Raw genomic sequence first — 17766 nt, 5'->3', positions numbered from 1 at the left:
CGCCATGCCGGAAACGTAGGGGCATGATCGTCGGCCCGCGATCCGCTTACGCCATGTGGTCGAGGTGCGCCCCGGACGAGGAAGGACTACCCTTTTCGGGCGATTGTTCGCCCCGCTCGGTATGGACCGCGTCGCACGTACGCTGGAATGACACGACGGTGGAGGTGTTTCGCCATGACGGCCCAGACACGACTGCTGAATCGACTTCCGCGTGCTTATCGCGACCGGCTGATGGCACTCGCCGAGGAAGTCTCGTTCCCCCAGGACGCCCGGATCTTCGAGGAAGGGGACCGGGCCGACCGCTTCTGGATCATCAGGACCGGCACGGTCACGCTCGACGTACGGGTCTCCGACCGCACCAGGCTGCCCGGCGACCCGCTCGGACCGGGCGATCTGCTCGGCTGGTCCTGGCTGTTCCCGCCCTACGAATGGGACTTCGGCGCCGAGGCGTTCACCCCGGTGCGCGCCTACGAGTTCGACGCGGGCGCGGTCCGCGGCCTGTGCGATCTCGAACCGGCCCTGGGCATGACCCTGCTGCACGGCGTGGCCGAGGTGATGGCGCACCGCCTGGAAGCGGCACGCGTGAAGCTGGTCGAGGCCCACCGGGTGCACGGGCACCTCTAGGAGCCGGGGCCGGACACGAGGAGTCGCCGGACGGGCGCCCGGCGTCACCCGCGCGTGCCCCGTTCGTCACCCACCTCGACGCCTCGACAGGCGGCGCGCGGCCTTGCGGGGTTGGCTCTGCCGGGAACGCCGTCCGTGGCCGCGCCGCCGGCCCGTCCCGAGAGGCCCCGCATGCGTCGCACCGTGTCCTGGTCGACCTCCACCGTCGCCGCCGCCCTGCTCACCCTCGCCACGCCGCTCTGCGCCCACGCCTGGGCGGAGGGCGACGACACGACGTGGGACAGCCCCTCGTGGGACGGCGCCACCTCCGACACCGAGGTTCCGGACAGCTCCGCCGCCTCGTCCGGATCCCTCGAACTCGTCCCCGCCGACGCCCGCCCCGGCACCACCGTCACGGCGAACACCACCGCCTGCGGCAAGGACCGGCGCGCCACCGGCGACGCCAACAGCCTCGGCGCCGGAGACTTCCCGCTGCAGACGAGCACCCACCAGGGAGATGTGGTGGGGCAATTCCAGGTGCCGGCCGGGGCGCGCCCGGGGACGTTCCCGATCTCGGTGAGCTGCGAGAGCGGCACCGTCGTGCGGCAGACCCTCACCGTGTCGGGCCGGGGCGGCACCGAACTGCATGGCGTGCACGCCGGTGACGGCGGCTCGCTGGGCGGCCTCAGCACGGTGCAGCTCGTCCTGGGCGGCGCGCTGGTCGCCGGTTCGGTGGGGGCCGCCGGGTACTACGCACGCCGACGCGCCCAGGAGCTGTGACGGTCCTGGGCGCGCCGGGCGACGGGTCACTCAGCCCTTGCGGGTCTTGACCTCGTCGGTGAGCTGGGGGACGACGTCGAAGAGGTCGCCGACGACGCCGTAGTCGACGAGGTCGAAGATGGGGGCTTCGGCGTCCTTGTTGACCGCGACGATGGTCTTCGAGGTCTGCATGCCGGCCCGATGCTGGATCGCGCCGGAGATGCCGTTGGCGATGTACAGCTGCGGCGACACGGACTTGCCGGTCTGGCCGACCTGGTTGGAGTGCGGGTACCAGCCGGCGTCGACCGCGGCCCGGGACGCGCCGACGGCCGCTCCCAGGGAGTCGGCGAGCGCCTCGATGAGCGCGAAGTTCTCGGCGCCGTTGACGCCGCGGCCGCCGGAGACCACGATCGCGGCCTCGGTCAGCTCCGGCCGCCCGGTCGACTCGCGCGGGGTGCGCGAGGTGACCTTCGTACCGGTCGCCTTCTCCGAGAACGACACGGTGAGGGCCTCGACGGTGCCGGCCGCCGGGGCCGCCTCCACGGCGGCACTGTTGGGCTTGACGGTGATGACCGGGGCGCCCTTGGTCACGGTGGACTTAGTGGTGTAGGAGGCGGCGAACACCGACTGGGTCGCCACCGGCCCGTCCGCGCCAGCCTCCAGGTCGACGGCGTCGGTGATGATGCCCGACCCGATCCGCAGCGCCAGACGCGCCGCGATCTCCTTGCCCTCCGCGGACGACGGCACCAGCACCGCGGCCGGCGAGACCGCCTCGACCGCGGCCTGCAGCGCCTCCACCTTCGGCACGACCAGGTAGTCGGCGAACTCGGCGGCGTCGTTGGTGAGGACCTTCACCGCGCCATGCTCGCCGAGCACGGCCGCCGTGTCACCCGCGCCCGCACCCAGCGCGACGGCGACCGGCTCACCGATCCGGCGGGCCAGCGTGAGCAGCTCCAGGGTGGGCTTGCGGACGGCACCGTCCACGTGGTCGACGTAGACCAGAACTTCAGCCATGGGAATCTTCCAACTCTCGCAATGTGATGACGACTTGACGACTCGACGAGTCGGTGCCTAGATGAACTTCTGGCCGGCGAGGAACTCGGCCAGCTGCTTGCCGCCCTCACCCTCGTCCTTCACGATCGTGCCCGCGGTGCGCGCCGGACGCTCGGTGGCCGCGTCGACCTTGGTCCAGGCCCCCTCCAGACCGACCTGCCCGGCCTCCAGGTCCAGGTCCGACAGGTCCCAGGCCTCCACCGGCTTCTTCTTCGCCGCCATGATCCCCTTGAACGAGGGGTACCGCGCCTCACCGGACTGGTCGGTGACCGACACGACGGCCGGCAGCGAGGCCTGGAGCTGCTCCGAGGCGGTGTCGCCGTCCCGGCGGCCCGTCACCGTGCCGCCCTCGACCGCCACCTCCGACAACAACGTCACCTGCGGCACCCCCAGCCGCTCGGCCAGCAGCGCCGGCACAATACCCGCCGTGCCGTCCGTGGACGCCATCCCGGAGACCACCAGATCGAAACCGGCCTTCTCGATCGCCTTCGCCAGCACGAGAGAGGTGCCGATCGCGTCGGTGCCGTGCAGATCGTCGTCCTCGACATGGATCGCCTTGTCCGCACCCATCGACAACGCCTTGCGCAGCGCGTCCTTCGCGTCCTCGGGACCCACCGTCAACACGGTGATCTCCACATCGTCATCGGAATTCTCCGAGATCTGCAGCGCCTGCTCCACCGCGTACTCGTCCAGCTCCGACAGCAGACCGTCCACCTCGTCACGGTCAACGGTCAGGTCATCGGCGAAGCCCCGGTCGCCAGTGGCGTCGGGCACGTACTTCACGGTGACAACGATCCTCAAGCTCACGCCGGCTCCCTCGCTCAGAGCATCCTCACAGTCCTATGAGAGCCAACGTATGGCACTCAGTTCCCTCTGTAAAGGTACGTAGTGCCAAAACGGCTCGTGCGGTGTTACGTTCCCGGCATGAGCGAGGCGCGCGAGGCCAACGGGTCACAGAAGAAGGCACCCATGCGGGAGGTGCTGGCCGAGGCGGCGTTCCAGTTGTTCCTGGAGCGCGGGTTCGAGCGGACGACCGTCGACGACATCGTGGCCCGGGCCGGGGTCGGACGGCGCTCGTTCTTCCGGTACTTCCCGTCCAAGGAGGACGCCGTCTTCCCGGACCACGAGAGCTGCCTGGCCGACATGACCGCGTTCCTCGACGCCGCGAGCGACGAGCGGGACGCGGTCGACGTGGTGTGCGACGCCGCCCAGCTCGTGCTGCGGATGTACGCCACCAACCCCGAGTTCTCCGTCCAGCGCTACCGGCTGACGCGCGAGGTGCCGGGCCTTCGGACGTACGAACTCTCCGTCGTGCGGCGCTACGAGCGGACCCTCGCCGGATATCTGCGCCGTCGCTGGGGCGGCGCCGCGGACGGTGCGCTGCGCGCCGAGGTCGTGGCGGCGTCCGTGGTGGCCGCGCACAACAACGGGCTCCGTTCCTGGCTGCGTTCGGGCGGCGAGGGCGACGCCGAGACGGCCGTCGACCGCGCGCTCGGCCTCGTACGGCAGGTGTGGGGCGGGTCGGCGCAGGCGCCCGCCCCGGCCGTAGCGGACGAGGAGGTCGTCGTCATGGTCGCCGCCAAGGGCGTCCCCATGTGGCGTGTCATCCAGCAGGTGGAATCGGCGTTGCGGAACGACTGACGACATCGAAGGTACTCGGTGTCTTTACTGCGCGGCACTGAGTGCCATACGCTGAGAAGGAGGCGCCGTGGCCGCAGCCCGGCGCGCAGCGGGTGAGCGCGGGGAGGCCGACCGATGTCAGAGGTGTCCGGGATGTCCATGGGCGGTATCGGCGTCATGACGCCGAGGACGGAAACCGAAACGGGATTTGCCCACCAGCGGTGCCGCTGGTGCGGCACCGCGTCGTTCCGGCGGCTGCTCTGTCCGGTCTGCGCGTCGAGCGACCTGGAGACGGAGCACAGCGCGGGACCGGGCATCGTGGTGCAGTCGCGGGTGGTCCACCGCGGCACCGGGGTGGCGCGCAACGAGTCGCTGGTGCGCTTCCCCGAGGACTTCGTCGTGCCCTGCCGCATCGTGGGCACGGCCCCGCACCTGGTGTGGGTGGGGGCCACCGTGCGCCGCGCGCGCGGCGTGCAGGGCGCCCACGCCGACTCCGGGGAAGTCGTCTTCGAGCTCTGCGACCCGGCCGGGGACGACGGCCTGCGCTGAGCCGGCCGCCGCCCCGCGGGGTCGTCAGCCCAGCTTCTTGAGCAGCTCCGTGGCGAGCGGCGCCGACGACGCCGGATTCTGGCCGGTGACCAGGTTCCGGTCGACGATCACGTGCGGCACCCACGGCTCACCGACGTCGACCTTGATCCCCGCCTCGGTGAGGCGGTCCTGGAGCAGCCACTTCGCGCGCTCGGCGAGCCCGCCCTGGATCTCCTCGGCATTCGTGAACGCGGCCACGTCATAGCCCTTGAAGGCGTTGGTGCCGTCGGCCCCCGTCGCGGCGAGCAGCGCGGCCGGGCCGTGGCAGACCACGCCGAGCGGCTTGCCGCTGCGCAGCGCCAGGGTGAGCACCCGGCCGGAGTCCGCGTTCACGGCGAGGTCCTCCATCGGGCCGTGCCCGCCGGGGTAGAAGACGGCGGCGTAGTCGTCGAGGTCGACGTCCTCGACCTTGACGGGGGACTGCAGCTCGGTCATCGCGGCGAGCGCGCTCGCGGTCCGCTCGGCACCCTCGGGGCCGCCGTTGTAGTCGGGCGCGAGGCTCCCGTGGTCGACCGGGGGCACGACGCCGCCGGGCGTGGCGACGACGATCTCGTGGCCCGCTGCCTTGAAGGCCTGGTAGGGGGCGACGACCTCCTCGGCCCAGAAGCCGGTGGGGTGCTGGGTGCCGTCGGCGAGCGTCCAGTGGTCGGCGCCGGTCAGAACGAAAAGGATCTTCGACATGAGTGCTTCTCCCAGGGTGCGGATCCGCCGCTTCGTGCAGAGCGCGTCAGTGCGGCGACGTTCTCGACCGTAGGCCCGCGCACCCATGGGAATCCAATAGGCTCGGCCATGTGAGAGATAGGGAAGCCAATGGGCTGCCCGACCTGAACCTGCTGCGCACGTTCCTCGCGGTGTACCGGTCGGGCTCCTTCACCGCGGGCGCCCGCCTGCTGGGCCTGTCGCAGCCCACGGTCACCACGCAGATCCGCGCCCTGGAGACCCAGCTCGGCCGGGAGCTGTTCGCACGGCTGCCGCGCGGGGTCGCCCCGACCCCGTTCGCCGACGAACTGGCGGCGCGCGTCGTGTCCCCGCTCGACGAGCTCGGCGCGGTCAGCGGCCCGGGCGGTCCGCTCGGCGCGGGTGACGCGGACCCCGTCCACCTGGCCGGCCCCGCCGAGTACCTCTCGCACAGCGTGCTGCCGAAGCTCGCCCCGCTCGTCGACAAGGGCGTACGGCTGCGGATCGCGTTCGGCCTCACCGACGACCTGCTCGACGCGCTGCGCGCCGGACGGCACGACCTGGTCGTCGCCACCGTCCGGCCGCGCGGCCGGACCCTGGCCTCGGCGCCGCTCGCCGACGAGGAGTTCGTCCTCGTCGCCGCGCCCGCCTGGGCCGAGCGGATCGGAACGCGCCTCGTCACCGAGGGCCCGGCCGCCCTGCACGGTGTGCCGCTCGTCGCGTACGCCGAAGACCTGCCGATCGTCCGCCGCTACTGGCGCCACGTCTTCGGCAGCCGCCTGACCCGCACCCCCGCCGTGACCGTGCCCGATCTGCGCGGGGTGATCGCGGCCGTGGCCGGCGGCGCCGGATTCAGCGTGCTGCCCCGTTACCTGTGCGCGGACGAGCTGGCCTCCGGCGCGCTGGTGCCGCTGCACGACCCGGACGACGCCCCGATCAACACCACCTTCCTCGTCCAGCGCCCCGGCTCGTCGACCAACCCGCACGTCACTCTCGTGCGGGACCACCTCCTGAGGTCGGCTCACCAGGAGTGACGGTCAGGCGCCGGCCGCCTCCCGCGAGATCCGCTCGAACTGCGCGGCCATCGCCTCCTGCAGCGCCTGCGCCGCCGACAGCGGCCGGACCATCACCATGAAGTCGTCGATCAGGCCGTCCTCGTCGAAGTGCAGGAAGTCGCAGCCGGTGATCTGCCGGTCGCCGACCCGGGCCTCGAAGACCAGCGCGTGGTCACGCCCGTCGGCGCCCTCGATCTCGCGTACGTAGCGGAAATCCTCGAAGACCCGGACGACCGCCCGCAGGATCGCCGCGGTGATCGCCTTGCCCGGGTACGGCTTGAACACGACCGGGCTGGTGAACACCACGTCCTCGGCCAGCAAGTCCTCGACCGCCGCCAGATCGCCCTTCTCCACCGCCGCGCGGAAGGGATGCATGGACGCCACCTCGTTCTTGATAGACAACTATTTGAATAGGTGCGAGAGAGAATAATCGCCGAGCTGTAAGGTGTCCATATGTCTCTCAAGTACGCGGTCCTGGCCGCCCTGTTGGAGGGCGAGGCCTCCGGATACGACCTGGCGAAGATCTTCGACGTCTCGGTGTCGAACTTCTGGGCCGCGACGCCGCAGCAGCTCTACCGGGAGCTGGACCGGCTGGCCGCCGAGGGACTCATCGACGCGCGGGTCGTGCCGCAGGAGCGCAGGCCGAACAAGCGGATGTTCACGCTGTCCGGGGCGGGCCGCGCCGATCTCGTCGCGTTCACGGCGAAGCAGCCGAAGCCGATGGCGATGCGCGACGAACTCATGGTGAAGGTGCAGGCCGTCGACGTCGGCGACCTCGACGCGGTGCGCGCGCACATCGAGGAGCGGATGGCCTGGGCGCAGGGCAAGCTCGCCCGCTACGAGAGGGTGCGCCGGCATCTGCTCGGCGGCCTCGGCGAGGCGGAGTTCCTCGTGGAGGGGGAGCGGGTCGGCCCCTACCTGACGCTGCTGGGCGGCATCGCCCTGGAGGAGGAGTACCTGCGCTGGGGGCGGCGCGCCCTGGACGTGCTGGACCTCCGCGCCGCCCGCGCCGCTCAGGCCTCGGGCTCCGCGAGCTGAAGCCCGTTCTCCCAGATCTTGTTGAGCGTCGTCACCAGGCGCTCGTACGGAATGCGCTGCCCGAGCACGAACACCATGTACGCCATGCGGCTCACCATCACCGACAGGGCGTGCGCCGTGACCAGCGGATCCAGGCTCGCGTCGGCCGCGCCGCTCTCCTGAAGTGACCGGATCAGCTTGGCGTTGCGCCGCGCGAACGCGTTGCCCCGCTCGATGCGCAGCTTCATGAACTGCTCGTCGACCTGGGCGACTTGCTCGAACAACGCCATCAACCGCGCGTTCTTCTTGTACGCGCGCAGGTACTCGCGGTTCGAGGCGTCGATGAGCTCCCGCGGATCGGTGATCCCGGTGCGCTCACGCAGATGCGGGTGGAGCATCTCCTCCTGCACCTGCTCCACCAGCGCCTGGAAAATCTCTTCCTTGCTGTTGAAGTACGTGTAGAACGACCCCGAGGCGACGTGCGCGGCCTTGGAGATGTCGGTGATCCGCGCGTCGAGGTACCCGTCGCGCTCGAAGACCTCGCGCGCGGCCGTGATCAGGGCATTGCGCGTCCTGACGCCCCGGGCGCTGCGGGGTGTGATCGGTTGCTTCTGGCCGCCGTCAGCGGCCGGGGCCTGGGCAGTCAAGTCGGTCCATTCACTGTCGTTCGAGCAGGTGCGGGCAGGTGGGGCACCGTGTACCCCGCCGGTGGCCGTGGATGCTATCAGCCCAGGTCCGCAAGGGGATCCCGGCCGGCTCCACAGGCCTCGAGCCCGCTGCCCGCCCTCCATTGAACCTGAACCCGGATTCAAGTACGGTGCCGATGGCCGTGCCGAGAAGGGGAGATGCGCATGCTGATCAAGGACAGGGTCGCCGTGGTCACCGGGGCCGCGGGCGGTATCGGAGCCGCCGTCGCGCAGCGCCTCCTGGAGGCCGGGGCCCGCGGGGTCCAGCTCACCGACCTCGACGCGGCACGCCTCGACGCGACCGTGCGGCGGCTGGCCGAGGAGCACGGGGAGCGTGTCGCGGGCCGGGCGGCCGACGCCGCGGACACCGACGACCTGCGCGCCCTGATCGACGCGGCGCAGGAGCGGTTCGGCCCGGTCGACCTGTACTTCGCCAACGCCGGGGTCGGCGGCGGCGCCGGTCTCGACGCGAGCGAGGAGGAGTGGAGCCGTGCCCTCGACGTGAACGTCATGGCGCACGTGCGCGCCGCCCGGCTCCTCGTCCCCGGCTGGCTGGAGCGCGGTCAGGGCTACTTCTTCAGCACCGCCTCGGCCGCCGGCCTCCTGACACAGATCGGCTCCGCCACGTACTCCGTGAGCAAGCACGCCGCCGTGGCCTTCGCCGAATGGCTCTCGGTCACGTACGGCGACCGGGGCGTGCGGGTGAGCTGTCTGTGCCCGCAGGGCGTCGAGACCGAGCTGCTCATGGCGGGCACCCGTTCCACCGACCCCGCCGAACGCGCCGCCGCCCGCGCCGTGCTCGACTCCGGGGACCTGCTGCGGCCGCTCGACGTGGCCGACCGGGTGGTGGCGGCCGTCGGTGACGAACGGTTCCTCGTCCTGCCGCATCCGCAGGTGCTCGACTTCTTCCGCCACAAGGGCAGCGACTACGACCGGTGGCTGCGTGGCATGCGCCGCTACCAGGAGGCCGTGCGATGACCGAGTCTCCCGCGCGCCGCGCGGTCCTCTTCGACTTCGGCGGTGTCCTCACCACGAGCGTCGTCGCCGCCTTCGAGGGACTGGGGCGCGAACTCGGCGCCGAGCCGGGCCTGTTGCTGCGGCTGCTGTCGAAGGACAAGGAGAGCGCCGCGCTGCTCGTGGCGCACGAGGAAGGGCGCATCGGGCAGCGGGAGTTCGAGGACGGCTTCGCGGCGCGGCTGCGGGCCCACGGGGTCGCCGTCGACGACGGGCCGGGCCTCGTGAGCGGGCTGCAGGCGCGGCTGCGTCCCGACGCCGAGATGGTCGCCCTCGTGGCGAAGGTGCGGGCCGACGGATACCGGGTCGGCATGCTCTCCAACTCCCTCGGTGACGACTGCTACGCGGGGTTCGACCTGCCCGCCCTGTTCGACGCCCGCACCGTGTCCGGCGAGATCGGCGTGCGCAAACCCTCGCGGCGCGCGTACGCGATCGCCTGCGAACAGCTCGGCGTGCGGCCTGAGGAGACCGTCATGGTCGACGACCTCGAACAGAACATCACGGCCGCGGCCCGGCTCGGCATCGCCGGTGTCGTGCACCGCGACGCCCCGACCACCGCGGCCGGACTCGCCCGGCTGCTCGCGCCGCTGGATCACCACTGATACCGCATCAGACACCCGTGGGAGGACCCGTGTACGAGCCGTCCGACAAGGCCAAGGAGTACCAGGACAAACTGCTCGCCTTCATGGACGAGCACATCTATCCCGCCGAGGCGGTGTACGCCGCGCAGATGGCCGAGTCCGGCGACCCGCACTTCCACCCGCCGGTCATCGAGGAGCTGAAGACCGAGGCGAGGAAGCGCGGCCTGTGGAACCTCTTCCACCCGCACCCCGAATGGGGCCCCGGCCTCACCAACCTCGAGTACGCGCCGCTCGCCGAGATCATGGGCCGCAGCGCCCACCTGGCACCCGAGGCCACCAACTGCAACGCGCCCGACACCGGCAACATGGAAGTCCTCACGCTCTTCGGCACCGCCGAACACAAGGAGAAGTGGCTCAAGCCGCTGCTCGCCGGCGAGATCGCCTCCGCGTTCGCCATGACCGAACCCGCCGTGGCCAGTTCGGACGCGAGCAACATCCAGATGCGGATGGAGCGCGACGGCGACGACTACGTCCTCAACGGCCGCAAGTGGTGGACCTCGAACGCCCTCCACCCGCACTGCCGGGTCCTCATCGTCATGGGCAAGACCGACCCGGACGGGCCTGCCTTCCGGCAGCAGTCGATGATGGTCGTGCCGCTCGACACCCCCGGCGTCACCGTCCTGCGCGGCCTGCCCGTCTTCGGCTACCAGGACCGCGAGGGCCACGCCGAGGTGCTCTTCGAGAACGTACGGGTCCCCACCACGGCCCTGCTCGCCGGCGAGGGCGACGGCTTCATGATCAGCCAGGCGCGGCTCGGCCCCGGCCGCATCCACCACTGCATGCGCTCCCTCGGCATGGCCGAACGCGCCCTGGACCTGATGATCGACCGGGCGCAGGCGCGCACCACGTTCGGCGCGCCCGTCGCCGACCGCGCCAACATCCAGGACTGGATCGCCGAGGCCCGCATCGAGATCGACATGGCGCGGCTGCTGACCCTCAAGGCCGCGTACCTGATGGACACCGTCGGCAACAAGCAGGCCCGCACCGAGATCGCCGCCATCAAGGTCGCGGCCCCCGAGGTCGCCCTGAAGGTCGTCGACCGCGCCATCCAGGTGCACGGCGGCGCGGGCGTCAGCGACGACTTCCCGCTCGCGAGCATGTACGCGCACCTGCGCACCCTGCGCCTCGCCGACGGCCCCGACGAGGTGCACAAGCGGACCATCGCCCGCCGCGAGCTGCGTCGCCGGGAGGCCGAGCGCGGCGAGCGGTGACCTCCTTCGGGCCCCGGTGACGTCCAGTGGCCCCCCGCGTCAACAACGTGCAAGTACGCGGGGGTTGCTGGGGGTGGTCCTCCAGGTGAAGCGTGCGCGAGGATGGAGGCATGACCGCGGCCCAGCGCGCCATGACCGAACTCGGGACATGGCCGAACCTGGTAAGTGGCCCGCCCCGGTGCTCGGTTGGGCACGCCTTCGGCGCGGCGGGCCACGAACTCGTCCATTTCCACGCCGACGACAGCGCCGATCTGTACCTCACCGCGACGGTGGTGCAGCGGCTCCTGCCCCAACTGCGGCACAACAGCGCCATCCGTGTGCATCCCGGGGCCTCCTGGATCACCGTGCTCCTGGAGTGCGACACGGACGTGCAGTTGCTGCTGAGCCTGGTGAGCGTCGCGCTCAAGGAGCACGACGCGCACGCCTGCCCCTCCCCGCCGTGCGACTGGGAACGTCCGCGGGCGTCGTAGGCTCCGCACTTCTCGGGTCAGGGCGCACGCGACCGGCCGGCCCGCCGATATCGCCCTGGGCGAAGCCGGGTCCCGGCACGGCCGCCCCGCCGTACGCTGAGCCGATGACCAACCACGAGACCCGCAGGCCCCGTCCCGCCGCCGCTCAGGAGCCGCTGTTGCGGCATGTCGTCGGGGACGTGCTGCGCCGTCGGCGCCGGGCGCAGGGACGGACCTTGCAGGACGTGGCCGACGTCGCGGGGATCTCCATGCCCTACCTCTCCGAGGTGGAGCGCGGCCGCAAGGAGGCCTCTTCGGAGATGCTCGCCGCCGCGGCCGGTGCGCTCGGGCTCGGGCTCGTCGACGTACTGTCGCTCGCGCAGGGCGAGTTGGCGCGGGCCGCGCAGGTGCGCGGGCCGGTCCCCGTCACCGCGGTCACCGCGGTCACCGCGCTCGGATCGGGCGCATCCGGCGCCGGGACGCGCGGCACGGTCTGCCTGGCGGCCTGACGCGGCTCAGGATCCCTCCAGGTGGCGGGCGAGCACGGGTACGTGGCTGTGCTCGACGTCCTTCACCGACGTCACCAGCGTGACGGGACCCCGCCGGGCCAGGGTGCGGACATGGCCGACCAGGCCGGCGCGGACCGGGTCGGCCAGCTCCGCGCCGTAGCGCTCGGCGAACTCCGCGTACCGCCCCGCGCGGTCCTCGTGGTACCAGGAGCGCAGCTCCTTGGACGGCGCGATGTCCTTCAGCCATTCGTCGACGGCGGCCCGTTCCTTGGAGATCCCGCGCGGCCACAGGCGGTCGACCAGCAGGCGTGTGCCGTCGGACGGGGCGGGCGGGTCGTAGACGCGGCGGACCGGGTACGGGCCGGACGGCGGAATTGCGTTCATGGGCCCATTGTGCTGCTTTCCCACGCTTTGCGAGGCGGGCGAGGTGTTGCTTCAGTGAGAGGTGTTGCCGTGACGTCCTACCGGGAGACCCCGCCATGTCGATGTCCTTCGGATCGCCCCTCGGATCGCCCGACCCCTTCGGCGAGCTCCTCAACCGCTTCTTCGGCATGTCCCCGGGGTCGGCGCCGCCCGCGGTGCAGCGCGTACCGATCGGACGGCTGCTCACCGATTCGGCGCGCGAACTGATCGGACTCGCCACCAACAGGGCGGTGGAGGACGGCAGTTCGGACCTGGACACCGAGCACCTGTTGTGGGCGGCGACCCAGGTCGACCCGGCGCGCAGCCTGCTGGCGCAGGCCGGCGCCGACCCCGACGCGCTCGCCCGGACGATCGCGGAGATCCTGCCCGCCGAGAGTGCCGTACCGTCCGCCCAGCCCGGCCTCACCCCGGCCGCCAAGCGCACCCTGACCGCCGCGCACGCGCTCTCCCAGGCCGCGGGGGTCTCGTACATCGGCCCGGAGCACATCCTCGGCGCCCTGCTCGACAGCCCGGACACGGGCGCGGCCCGGCTGCTGCGGGCCCAGGGCACGGACGCGGACCGGTTGCGCGGCGTCACCGACACGGCGGCCCGCGCGGACGGCGTGCCCGCCGCGGCCGGCGGTCCGCCGAACAGCAACACCCCCACCCTCGACGAGTACGGCCGTGACCTCACCGAGGAGGCGAAGGCCGGCAAGCTGGACCCGGTGGTCGGGCGGGCCGACGAGATCGAGCAGACCGTCGAGATCCTCTCCCGGCGCTCCAAGAACAACCCCGTGCTCATCGGCGAGCCCGGTGTCGGCAAGACCGCCATCGTCGAGGGCCTCGCGCAGCGCATCGTGGCGGGCGAGGTGCCCGACATCCTCGACGGCAAGCGGGTCGTCTCGCTGGACCTGTCCGCGATGGTCGCGGGGGCCCAGTACCGCGGACAGTTCGAGGAACGCCTCAAGAAGGTCATCGAGGACGTCCAGGAGGCGGGCGGTGACGTCATCCTCTTCATCGACGAGCTGCACACCGTCGTCGGCGCGGGCGCCACCGGCGAGGGCTCCATGGACGCCGGCAACATGCTCAAACCCGCCCTGGCGCGCGGGGAGCTCCATGTCGTCGGCGCCACCACCATCGACGAGTACCGCAAGTACGTCGAGAAGGACCCGGCGCTGGAGCGCCGCTTCCAGCCCGTCATGATCCCCGAGCCGACCGTCGAGGAGACGGTGCTCATCCTGGAAGGCCTGCGCGACACGTACGAGGCGCACCACCAGGTCCGCTTCGGCGACGGCGCGCTGGCCGCGGCGGCCGAGCTCTCCGACCGCTACATCGGCGACCGCTTCCTGCCCGACAAGGCCATCGACGTGATGGACCAGGCCGGTGCCCGGGTGAGCCTGCGCAGTCGCGGCCGCTCCACCGAGGTCGTCAGCCGCGAGGACGAACTGGCCAAGCTGAAGCGGGAGAAGGACGAGGCCGTCGCCAACGAGGACTTCGAGAAGGCCTCCGGGATCAAGGCACGGATCGCCGAGGTGACGGGCGAGCTGGCCGGGGTCGAGGAGCGTCGCGAGGGCGTCGTCGAGGTCACCGCCGACGACATCGCCGACGTCGTCTCGCGCCGTACCGGCATCCCCGTCGCACAGCTCACCGCCACCGAGAAGGACAAGCTCCTCAAGCTGGAGGAGGCGATGCACGAGCGGGTCGTCGGCCAGGACGAGGCGGTGACCGCCGTCGCGCAGGCCGTGCGTCGCAACCGCGCCGGGATGGGCGACCCGAACCGGCCCGTCGGCTCGTTCCTCTTCCTCGGCCCCACCGGCGTCGGCAAGACCGAACTGGCCAAGGCGCTCGCGGAGCTGCTGTTCGGCGACGAGGACCGCATGATCCGCTTCGACATGAGCGAGTTCCAGGAGAAGCACACCGTCTCCCGGCTCGTCGGGGCACCGCCCGGATACGTCGGCCACGAGGAGGCCGGGCAGCTCACCGAGAAGGTCCGCCGCCGGCCCTACAGCGTGCTGCTGTTCGACGAGGTGGAGAAGGCGCACCCCGACGTGTTCAACACCCTGCTGCAGGTGCTCGACGACGGCCGCCTCACCGACTCGCAGGGCCGCACCGTCGACTTCCGCAACTGCGTCGTCATCATGACCTCGAACATCGGCGCGCAGCGCATCCTCGCCCACCGCGGCGACGGCCAGGGAGAGGACGGGGCGCTCGACCAGACGCTGAAGGACGCGCTGATGGACGAGCTGCGGGCCCGCTTCCTGCCCGAGTTCCTCAACCGCATCGACGACATCATCGTCTTCCACGGGCTCACCCAGGACGACCTCGGCGAGATCGTCGAACACCTCCTGGACCAGAGCAGGCGGCGCGTCCACGCCCAGGGCATGACCCTCGACGTCACCGAGGCGGCGAAGAAGCTCCTGGTCGCCCACGGTCACCAGCCCGAGTTCGGAGCGCGCCCGCTGCGCCGCACGATCCAGGCCGAACTCGACAACCGGCTCGCCTCGTTGCTGCTCTCCGGGGAGGCCGACCCGGGTGACACGATCGTGGTCGACGTCGCGGACGACTCCCTGGCCCTGTCGGTGCGGCACCCCGAGCCCGCCCCCGCCTGAGGTCACCCGTTCGGTCCACCCGGCTGGTGGGTGCCAGGTGCCGGTGCGAAGAGTCGAACATGACCCAAGCACCGTACGACCCGCAGAGCACGCACCGCAGCGCCGACCGGGAGGAGCCGTCACGCGGCCCCGAGGGCCCGCTCGGCAGACTCGCCGACATGGCCTGGCAGGCGGTCCTCCTCGCGGGCGTCGCCGCCCTGATCCTCGGGGTGCTCGTCCTCGTCTGGCCGGGCGCCTCGCTGTGGGCGGCGGGCGTCCTGTTCGGCGTCTATCTCGTGGTCAGCGGTGTCTTCCAGCTGGTCACGGCATTCGGCACGCATGTGACGACGGGCCTGCGCGTGATGGCGTTCATCAGCGGCACCGTCTCGATCCTGCTGGGGCTGTTCTGCTTCCGAGGCTCGATGCAGTCGATCCTGCTGCTCGCCCTGTGGATCGGCATCGGGTGGCTGTTCCGCGGCATCACCCAGACCGCCGCGGCGGCGTCCGACCCCGCGATGCCCGCGCGCGGCTGGCAGGTCTTCCTCGGGATCGTCAGCGCCCTGGCCGGCATCGTGCTCATCGTCTCGCCGTTCGAGTCGGTCGCCGTCCTCACCCTCGTCGGCGGCTGCTGGCTGGTGGCGATGGGCGTCGTCGAGATCGTCGAGGCGTTCATGCTGCGCAACCGCGCGAAGAAGCTGCCGCACGGCGTCTGAGGCCCTGTGCGACGTGGATGACGTACGCGACGGTGCCCCGCGCTCTCGACGAGCGCGGGGCACCGTGCCGTGCGGGGGAGCGGCGCGTCAGACGCCGACGGTCTCCTCCAGCTCCTCCTCGACATCGGCTTCCTGCGCGGCCGGGTCGGTGGCCGGGGCCGTGGGGGCCGGGTCGGCGGCCGCGGTCACAACGACTGCCCGCTCCCGGCGCCGTTCGGCCAGCGCAGCGACCGCGAGCACGACCGCGCCCACCGCGAGCCACGCCACGAGCGTCCACACGTAGCGGCCCAGGCCGTAGTGGTCGAAATACAGGAGGCTGCGGGCGCCCTCGACGAAGCCGGCGCCGTTCCAGAAGGCGTGCAGGCTCCCGAAGAACCCGTTCTGCAGCTCGGGGCGGAAGATGCCGCCGGAACTCGTGAAGTTGAGCATCACGAACAGCACCATCACGGCGAGCGTCGTCCACCGCTTCAGGAACGTGTGCAGACCGACGCCGATCAGCAGGATCCCCGCGGAGTACACCCAGGCCATGCCCCACAGGCCCCACAGGTTCGTGTGCGCGAGGTGGAAGACCGGCCCCGCGAACGCCGCGCCGATCAGGCTCACCACCGCGGAGACGCCGACCGCGAGGAGCGCCCGCGTCCGCATCCGCAGCGCGGCCCCGGCGCCGCCCAGGACCGCCACCGAGGCGTACGAGCCGATGCTCAGCGCGACGAGCAGGAAGAACAGGCCCTGCCCCGTCGGGTCGTCGGACACCGGGGGCGCCACGTCCGTCACCTCGAGCGGCTCGCCCCGCTGCGCGGCGACGGGCGTGAAGATCTTCTCGACCACGGAGACCGTCGTGTCGGAGCCCGCCGACGCGACGATCAGTTCCGGCGCCTTGCCGCCGAGCACGTACGCGCCGTCGATGTCCCGCGTCCTGAGCTGGTCGACCGCGGCGGCGCGGGTGCCGAGGGTGCGCACGTCGAGGGCGTCGCCCGCCTTGTCCTTCACGGTCTGCGCGAACACCTTGGCCTGCGGACCGGAGCCGACGACGGCGACCGGCAGATGGTGCGGCTCGGGCGACGCGAAGGCGCCGAGGTAGGCGAGCCCCATGCCCACGCACATCAGGAGCGGGGTGAGCAGATGCGTCAGGACGTGGCGCAGCGCCGGGTTGTGCGCGCCGTTCGCCGCCCCGCGTACCACCCCGCGTACGGCACCCGCGCTCTCGGGCCGCTGAGCTCTGTGGTCGGCGGGCATGGGCAGGACCTCCATAGGTTGGCTTATACAACTCTTAACCAAGTTGTACTGTACAACCACATGCTGGGAGGTCGCCCCTGACCTGGTGTGAGCATCGACACCGTCGCGGGCGGAAGAGGGGGCGGGGTCAGGCCGGCCGGGGCAGGGGGTGGCCTTCGAAGCCGGCCGCCGGGGCGGGGGGTGATCCGTCGTCGTCGTACGCACGCAGCCGCTCCCGCAATACGCGCAGGCGCTGGCTCGTCTCGTACAGATAGCGGACCTTCGTCCGCATCACCCACGGCTCGATGGGCTTGACGACGTAGTCGGCGACGCCGAGCTCGAAGGCTCTGGCGGCGAGCGCGGGGTCCTGTCCGGCGCCGGTGATCATCATGATCGGGATGTCCTGGGTCTGTTCCAGGCGCGCCATGTAATGAGCGACCTCGAAGCCGCTGACGTCGGGCATCAGGACGTCCAGGAGGACCACCGCGACGCCGCCGCGCAGGACCGCCTTGAGGGCGTCGTCCCCGGTGTTCGCCCGGTCCACCGGATAGCCGAGCGGGGCGAGGGCGCTCTCCATGGCGAACAGGGTGTCGTCGCGATCGTCGACGAGCAGGATTCTGGGCCGTGCAGCGGTGGGCATCGCCGGGTGCCTCCCCTCTTCGGCACCGACAGCATATGCCGGAACGCGGGCGGCGGAAGAGGGGTCTCAGTCCTCTCCGCGCACCAGATTCCAGTCCGGATCCCGGTCCCTGTCGGGTTCGGAGGGATCGCGTCCGTCGCGGTGGGCCGGGCGGCAGGTGCGGATGCGGCCTCTGACCTCGTGCTTGGTCTCCGCGGGGTGCGGTGCGCGTAGTCGTTCGTTCATGTTGAGACCTCTTCTCGGGCGAATGTGGGCTGATTCGGCTTGTAGACGGCTAGGCAGACGGTCTTTTGTGTTCATCGAGCGATCGAAGGTGCGCACAGTG

22 protein-coding genes are annotated in these 17766 nt (G+C 71.3%); 13 read left to right on the top strand and 9 right to left on the bottom strand.

Translation table 11 applies throughout. The features are described 5' to 3' along the window. Positions 1–174: 174 nt before the first annotated feature. Both ACVHNB_RS23635 and ACVHNB_RS23630 read left to right on the top strand, forming a co-directional pair. Positions 175–624, top strand: coding sequence for a cyclic nucleotide-binding domain-containing protein (locus tag ACVHNB_RS23635; RefSeq protein WP_428956691.1), 450 nt, complete (start codon positions 175–177; stop codon positions 622–624). Between the two features lie 171 nt (positions 625–795). Then, positions 796–1383 carry a hypothetical protein gene (locus ACVHNB_RS23630; protein WP_428956692.1) on the top strand — a complete coding sequence of 196 codons (588 nt, stop codon included), beginning with the start codon at positions 796–798 and terminating at the stop codon, positions 1381–1383. A 30-nt stretch (positions 1384–1413) separates the two neighbouring features. On the opposite strand, the gene ACVHNB_RS23625 is transcribed toward ACVHNB_RS23630, so the two are convergent. Continuing rightward, positions 1414–2376, bottom strand: coding sequence for an electron transfer flavoprotein subunit alpha/FixB family protein (locus ACVHNB_RS23625; RefSeq protein WP_456225809.1), 963 nt, complete (start codon positions 2374–2376; stop codon positions 1414–1416). 57 nt (positions 2377–2433) lie between these two features. Next, the gene (locus tag ACVHNB_RS23620) at positions 2434–3222 is read right to left on the bottom strand and encodes an electron transfer flavoprotein subunit beta/FixA family protein (RefSeq protein ID WP_428956528.1); all 789 of its coding nucleotides are present in this window, start codon (positions 3220–3222) and stop codon (positions 2434–2436) included. A 117-nt stretch (positions 3223–3339) separates the two neighbouring features. On the opposite strand from ACVHNB_RS23620, the gene ACVHNB_RS23615 reads away from it, so the two are divergent. Both ACVHNB_RS23615 and ACVHNB_RS23610 read left to right on the top strand, forming a co-directional pair. Then, positions 3340–4056, top strand: a complete 717-nt coding sequence (locus tag ACVHNB_RS23615) for a TetR family transcriptional regulator (protein WP_456225808.1) — start codon at positions 3340–3342, stop codon at positions 4054–4056. A gap of 114 nt (positions 4057–4170) precedes the next feature. Further along, positions 4171–4584 (top strand): Zn-ribbon domain-containing OB-fold protein, encoded by a 414-nt coding sequence (locus tag ACVHNB_RS23610; RefSeq protein WP_428956696.1) that lies wholly within the window; start codon positions 4171–4173, stop codon positions 4582–4584. Between the two features lie 24 nt (positions 4585–4608). Here ACVHNB_RS23610 and ACVHNB_RS23605 read toward each other — a convergent pair whose 3' ends face one another. Next, entirely contained in the window at positions 4609–5304 is a 696-nt protein-coding gene (locus ACVHNB_RS23605; protein WP_428956697.1) for a type 1 glutamine amidotransferase domain-containing protein, read from the bottom strand. Positions 5305–5414: 110 nt separating this feature from the next. Between ACVHNB_RS23605 and ACVHNB_RS23600 the strand changes: the two genes are divergently transcribed. Further along, positions 5415–6335 (top strand): LysR family transcriptional regulator, encoded by a 921-nt coding sequence (locus tag ACVHNB_RS23600; protein ID WP_456225807.1) that lies wholly within the window; start codon positions 5415–5417, stop codon positions 6333–6335. A 3-nt stretch (positions 6336–6338) separates the two neighbouring features. Here the strand turns inward: ACVHNB_RS23600 and ACVHNB_RS23595 are convergent, their stop codons facing one another. Then, positions 6339–6731, bottom strand: coding sequence for a nuclear transport factor 2 family protein (locus ACVHNB_RS23595; RefSeq protein WP_428956699.1), 393 nt, complete (start codon positions 6729–6731; stop codon positions 6339–6341). 78 nt (positions 6732–6809) lie between these two features. On the opposite strand from ACVHNB_RS23595, the gene ACVHNB_RS23590 reads away from it, so the two are divergent. Continuing rightward, complete coding sequence (locus tag ACVHNB_RS23590) at positions 6810–7394, top strand: PadR family transcriptional regulator (protein ID WP_456225806.1); 585 nt, start codon at positions 6810–6812, stop codon at positions 7392–7394. Here the strand turns inward: ACVHNB_RS23590 and ACVHNB_RS23585 are convergent. Continuing rightward, a complete protein-coding gene (locus tag ACVHNB_RS23585; RefSeq protein ID WP_428956701.1) occupies positions 7370–8020 on the bottom strand; it encodes a TetR/AcrR family transcriptional regulator in 651 nt (216 codons plus the stop codon). The two genes, ACVHNB_RS23590 and ACVHNB_RS23585, sit on opposite strands and share 25 nt — an antisense overlap. A gap of 204 nt (positions 8021–8224) precedes the next feature. Here ACVHNB_RS23585 and ACVHNB_RS23580 point away from each other — a divergent pair, with 204 nt between their 5' ends. The 5 genes from ACVHNB_RS23580 (at position 8225) to ACVHNB_RS23560 (ending at position 11883) form a co-directional block, all read left to right on the top strand. Next, positions 8225–9037: an SDR family oxidoreductase gene (locus ACVHNB_RS23580; protein WP_428956702.1), complete on the top strand. Its 813-nt coding sequence runs from the start codon at positions 8225–8227 to the stop codon at positions 9035–9037. After that, entirely contained in the window at positions 9034–9675 is a 642-nt protein-coding gene (locus ACVHNB_RS23575; protein ID WP_456225805.1) for an HAD family hydrolase, read from the top strand. Before ACVHNB_RS23580 ends, ACVHNB_RS23575 begins: the two co-directional genes overlap by 4 nt. An 83-nt stretch (positions 9676–9758) precedes the next feature. Continuing rightward, positions 9759–10925 (top strand): acyl-CoA dehydrogenase family protein, encoded by a 1167-nt coding sequence (locus ACVHNB_RS23570; RefSeq protein ID WP_456228935.1) that lies wholly within the window; start codon positions 9759–9761, stop codon positions 10923–10925. A gap of 110 nt (positions 10926–11035) precedes the next feature. Beyond that, positions 11036–11395: a luciferase domain-containing protein gene (locus ACVHNB_RS23565; RefSeq protein WP_428956705.1), complete on the top strand. Its 360-nt coding sequence runs from the start codon at positions 11036–11038 to the stop codon at positions 11393–11395. 104 nt (positions 11396–11499) lie between these two features. Beyond that, positions 11500–11883 carry a helix-turn-helix domain-containing protein gene (locus ACVHNB_RS23560; RefSeq protein ID WP_456225804.1) on the top strand — a complete coding sequence of 128 codons (384 nt, stop codon included), beginning with the start codon at positions 11500–11502 and terminating at the stop codon, positions 11881–11883. 6 nt (positions 11884–11889) lie between these two features. Here the strand turns inward: ACVHNB_RS23560 and ACVHNB_RS23555 are convergent, their stop codons facing one another. Further along, positions 11890–12267, bottom strand: a complete 378-nt coding sequence (locus ACVHNB_RS23555) for a DUF488 domain-containing protein (RefSeq protein WP_428956707.1) — start codon at positions 12265–12267, stop codon at positions 11890–11892. Between the two features lie 95 nt (positions 12268–12362). Between ACVHNB_RS23555 and ACVHNB_RS23550 the strand changes: the two genes are divergently transcribed. Next, positions 12363–14894, top strand: coding sequence for an ATP-dependent Clp protease ATP-binding subunit (locus tag ACVHNB_RS23550; RefSeq protein WP_456225803.1), 2532 nt, complete (start codon positions 12363–12365; stop codon positions 14892–14894). A 59-nt stretch (positions 14895–14953) separates the two neighbouring features. Then, on the top strand, positions 14954–15586 hold the full coding sequence (locus tag ACVHNB_RS23545) for an HdeD family acid-resistance protein (RefSeq protein ID WP_456225802.1): 633 nt from the start codon (positions 14954–14956) through the stop codon (positions 15584–15586). A gap of 87 nt (positions 15587–15673) precedes the next feature. Here the strand turns inward: ACVHNB_RS23545 and ACVHNB_RS23540 are convergent, their stop codons facing one another. The 3 genes from ACVHNB_RS23540 to ACVHNB_RS23530 form a co-directional block, all read right to left on the bottom strand. Further along, positions 15674–16690 (bottom strand): hypothetical protein, encoded by a 1017-nt coding sequence (locus tag ACVHNB_RS23540; RefSeq protein WP_456228934.1) that lies wholly within the window; start codon positions 16688–16690, stop codon positions 15674–15676. 259 nt (positions 16691–16949) lie between these two features. Beyond that, positions 16950–17441, bottom strand: coding sequence for a response regulator (locus tag ACVHNB_RS23535; protein ID WP_428956710.1), 492 nt, complete (start codon positions 17439–17441; stop codon positions 16950–16952). A gap of 66 nt (positions 17442–17507) precedes the next feature. Next, positions 17508–17666: a hypothetical protein gene (locus tag ACVHNB_RS23530; RefSeq protein ID WP_456225801.1), complete on the bottom strand. Its 159-nt coding sequence runs from the start codon at positions 17664–17666 to the stop codon at positions 17508–17510. Positions 17667–17766 lie beyond the last annotated feature (100 nt).

The sequence above is a fragment of the Streptomyces sp. YJ-C3 genome (genome assembly GCF_053891275.1).
The sequence above is the reverse complement of the archived record's forward strand: the minus strand, read 5'-3'. Positions and strand labels throughout refer to the sequence as shown.

Excerpts from the sequence above, each read along its gene's own strand:
- ACVHNB_RS23635 (WP_428956691.1), top strand. The coding sequence starts at position 175 with ATGACGGCCCAGACACGACTGCTGAATCGACTTCCGCGTGCTTATCGC.
- ACVHNB_RS23630 (WP_428956692.1), top strand. The coding sequence starts at position 796 with ATGCGTCGCACCGTGTCCTGGTCGACCTCCACCGTCGCCGCCGCCCTG.
- ACVHNB_RS23625 (WP_456225809.1), bottom strand. The coding sequence starts at position 2,376 with ATGGCTGAAGTTCTGGTCTACGTCGACCACGTGGACGGTGCCGTCCGC.
- ACVHNB_RS23615 (WP_456225808.1), top strand. The coding sequence starts at position 3,340 with ATGAGCGAGGCGCGCGAGGCCAACGGGTCACAGAAGAAGGCACCCATG.
- ACVHNB_RS23610 (WP_428956696.1), top strand. The coding sequence starts at position 4,171 with ATGTCAGAGGTGTCCGGGATGTCCATGGGCGGTATCGGCGTCATGACG.
- ACVHNB_RS23605 (WP_428956697.1), bottom strand. The coding sequence starts at position 5,304 with ATGTCGAAGATCCTTTTCGTTCTGACCGGCGCCGACCACTGGACGCTC.
- ACVHNB_RS23595 (WP_428956699.1), bottom strand. The coding sequence starts at position 6,731 with ATGCATCCCTTCCGCGCGGCGGTGGAGAAGGGCGATCTGGCGGCGGTC.
- ACVHNB_RS23590 (WP_456225806.1), top strand. The coding sequence starts at position 6,810 with ATGTCTCTCAAGTACGCGGTCCTGGCCGCCCTGTTGGAGGGCGAGGCC.
- ACVHNB_RS23580 (WP_428956702.1), top strand. The coding sequence starts at position 8,225 with ATGCTGATCAAGGACAGGGTCGCCGTGGTCACCGGGGCCGCGGGCGGT.
- ACVHNB_RS23575 (WP_456225805.1), top strand. The coding sequence starts at position 9,034 with ATGACCGAGTCTCCCGCGCGCCGCGCGGTCCTCTTCGACTTCGGCGGT.
- ACVHNB_RS23570 (WP_456228935.1), top strand. The coding sequence starts at position 9,759 with ATGGACGAGCACATCTATCCCGCCGAGGCGGTGTACGCCGCGCAGATG.
- ACVHNB_RS23565 (WP_428956705.1), top strand. The coding sequence starts at position 11,036 with ATGACCGCGGCCCAGCGCGCCATGACCGAACTCGGGACATGGCCGAAC.
- ACVHNB_RS23560 (WP_456225804.1), top strand. The coding sequence starts at position 11,500 with ATGACCAACCACGAGACCCGCAGGCCCCGTCCCGCCGCCGCTCAGGAG.
- ACVHNB_RS23555 (WP_428956707.1), bottom strand. The coding sequence starts at position 12,267 with ATGAACGCAATTCCGCCGTCCGGCCCGTACCCGGTCCGCCGCGTCTAC.
- ACVHNB_RS23550 (WP_456225803.1), top strand. The coding sequence starts at position 12,363 with ATGTCGATGTCCTTCGGATCGCCCCTCGGATCGCCCGACCCCTTCGGC.
- ACVHNB_RS23545 (WP_456225802.1), top strand. The coding sequence starts at position 14,954 with ATGACCCAAGCACCGTACGACCCGCAGAGCACGCACCGCAGCGCCGAC.
- ACVHNB_RS23540 (WP_456228934.1), bottom strand. The coding sequence starts at position 16,690 with ATGTGCGTGGGCATGGGGCTCGCCTACCTCGGCGCCTTCGCGTCGCCC.
- ACVHNB_RS23535 (WP_428956710.1), bottom strand. The coding sequence starts at position 17,441 with ATGCCCACCGCTGCACGGCCCAGAATCCTGCTCGTCGACGATCGCGAC.
- ACVHNB_RS23530 (WP_456225801.1), bottom strand. The coding sequence starts at position 17,666 with ATGAACGAACGACTACGCGCACCGCACCCCGCGGAGACCAAGCACGAG.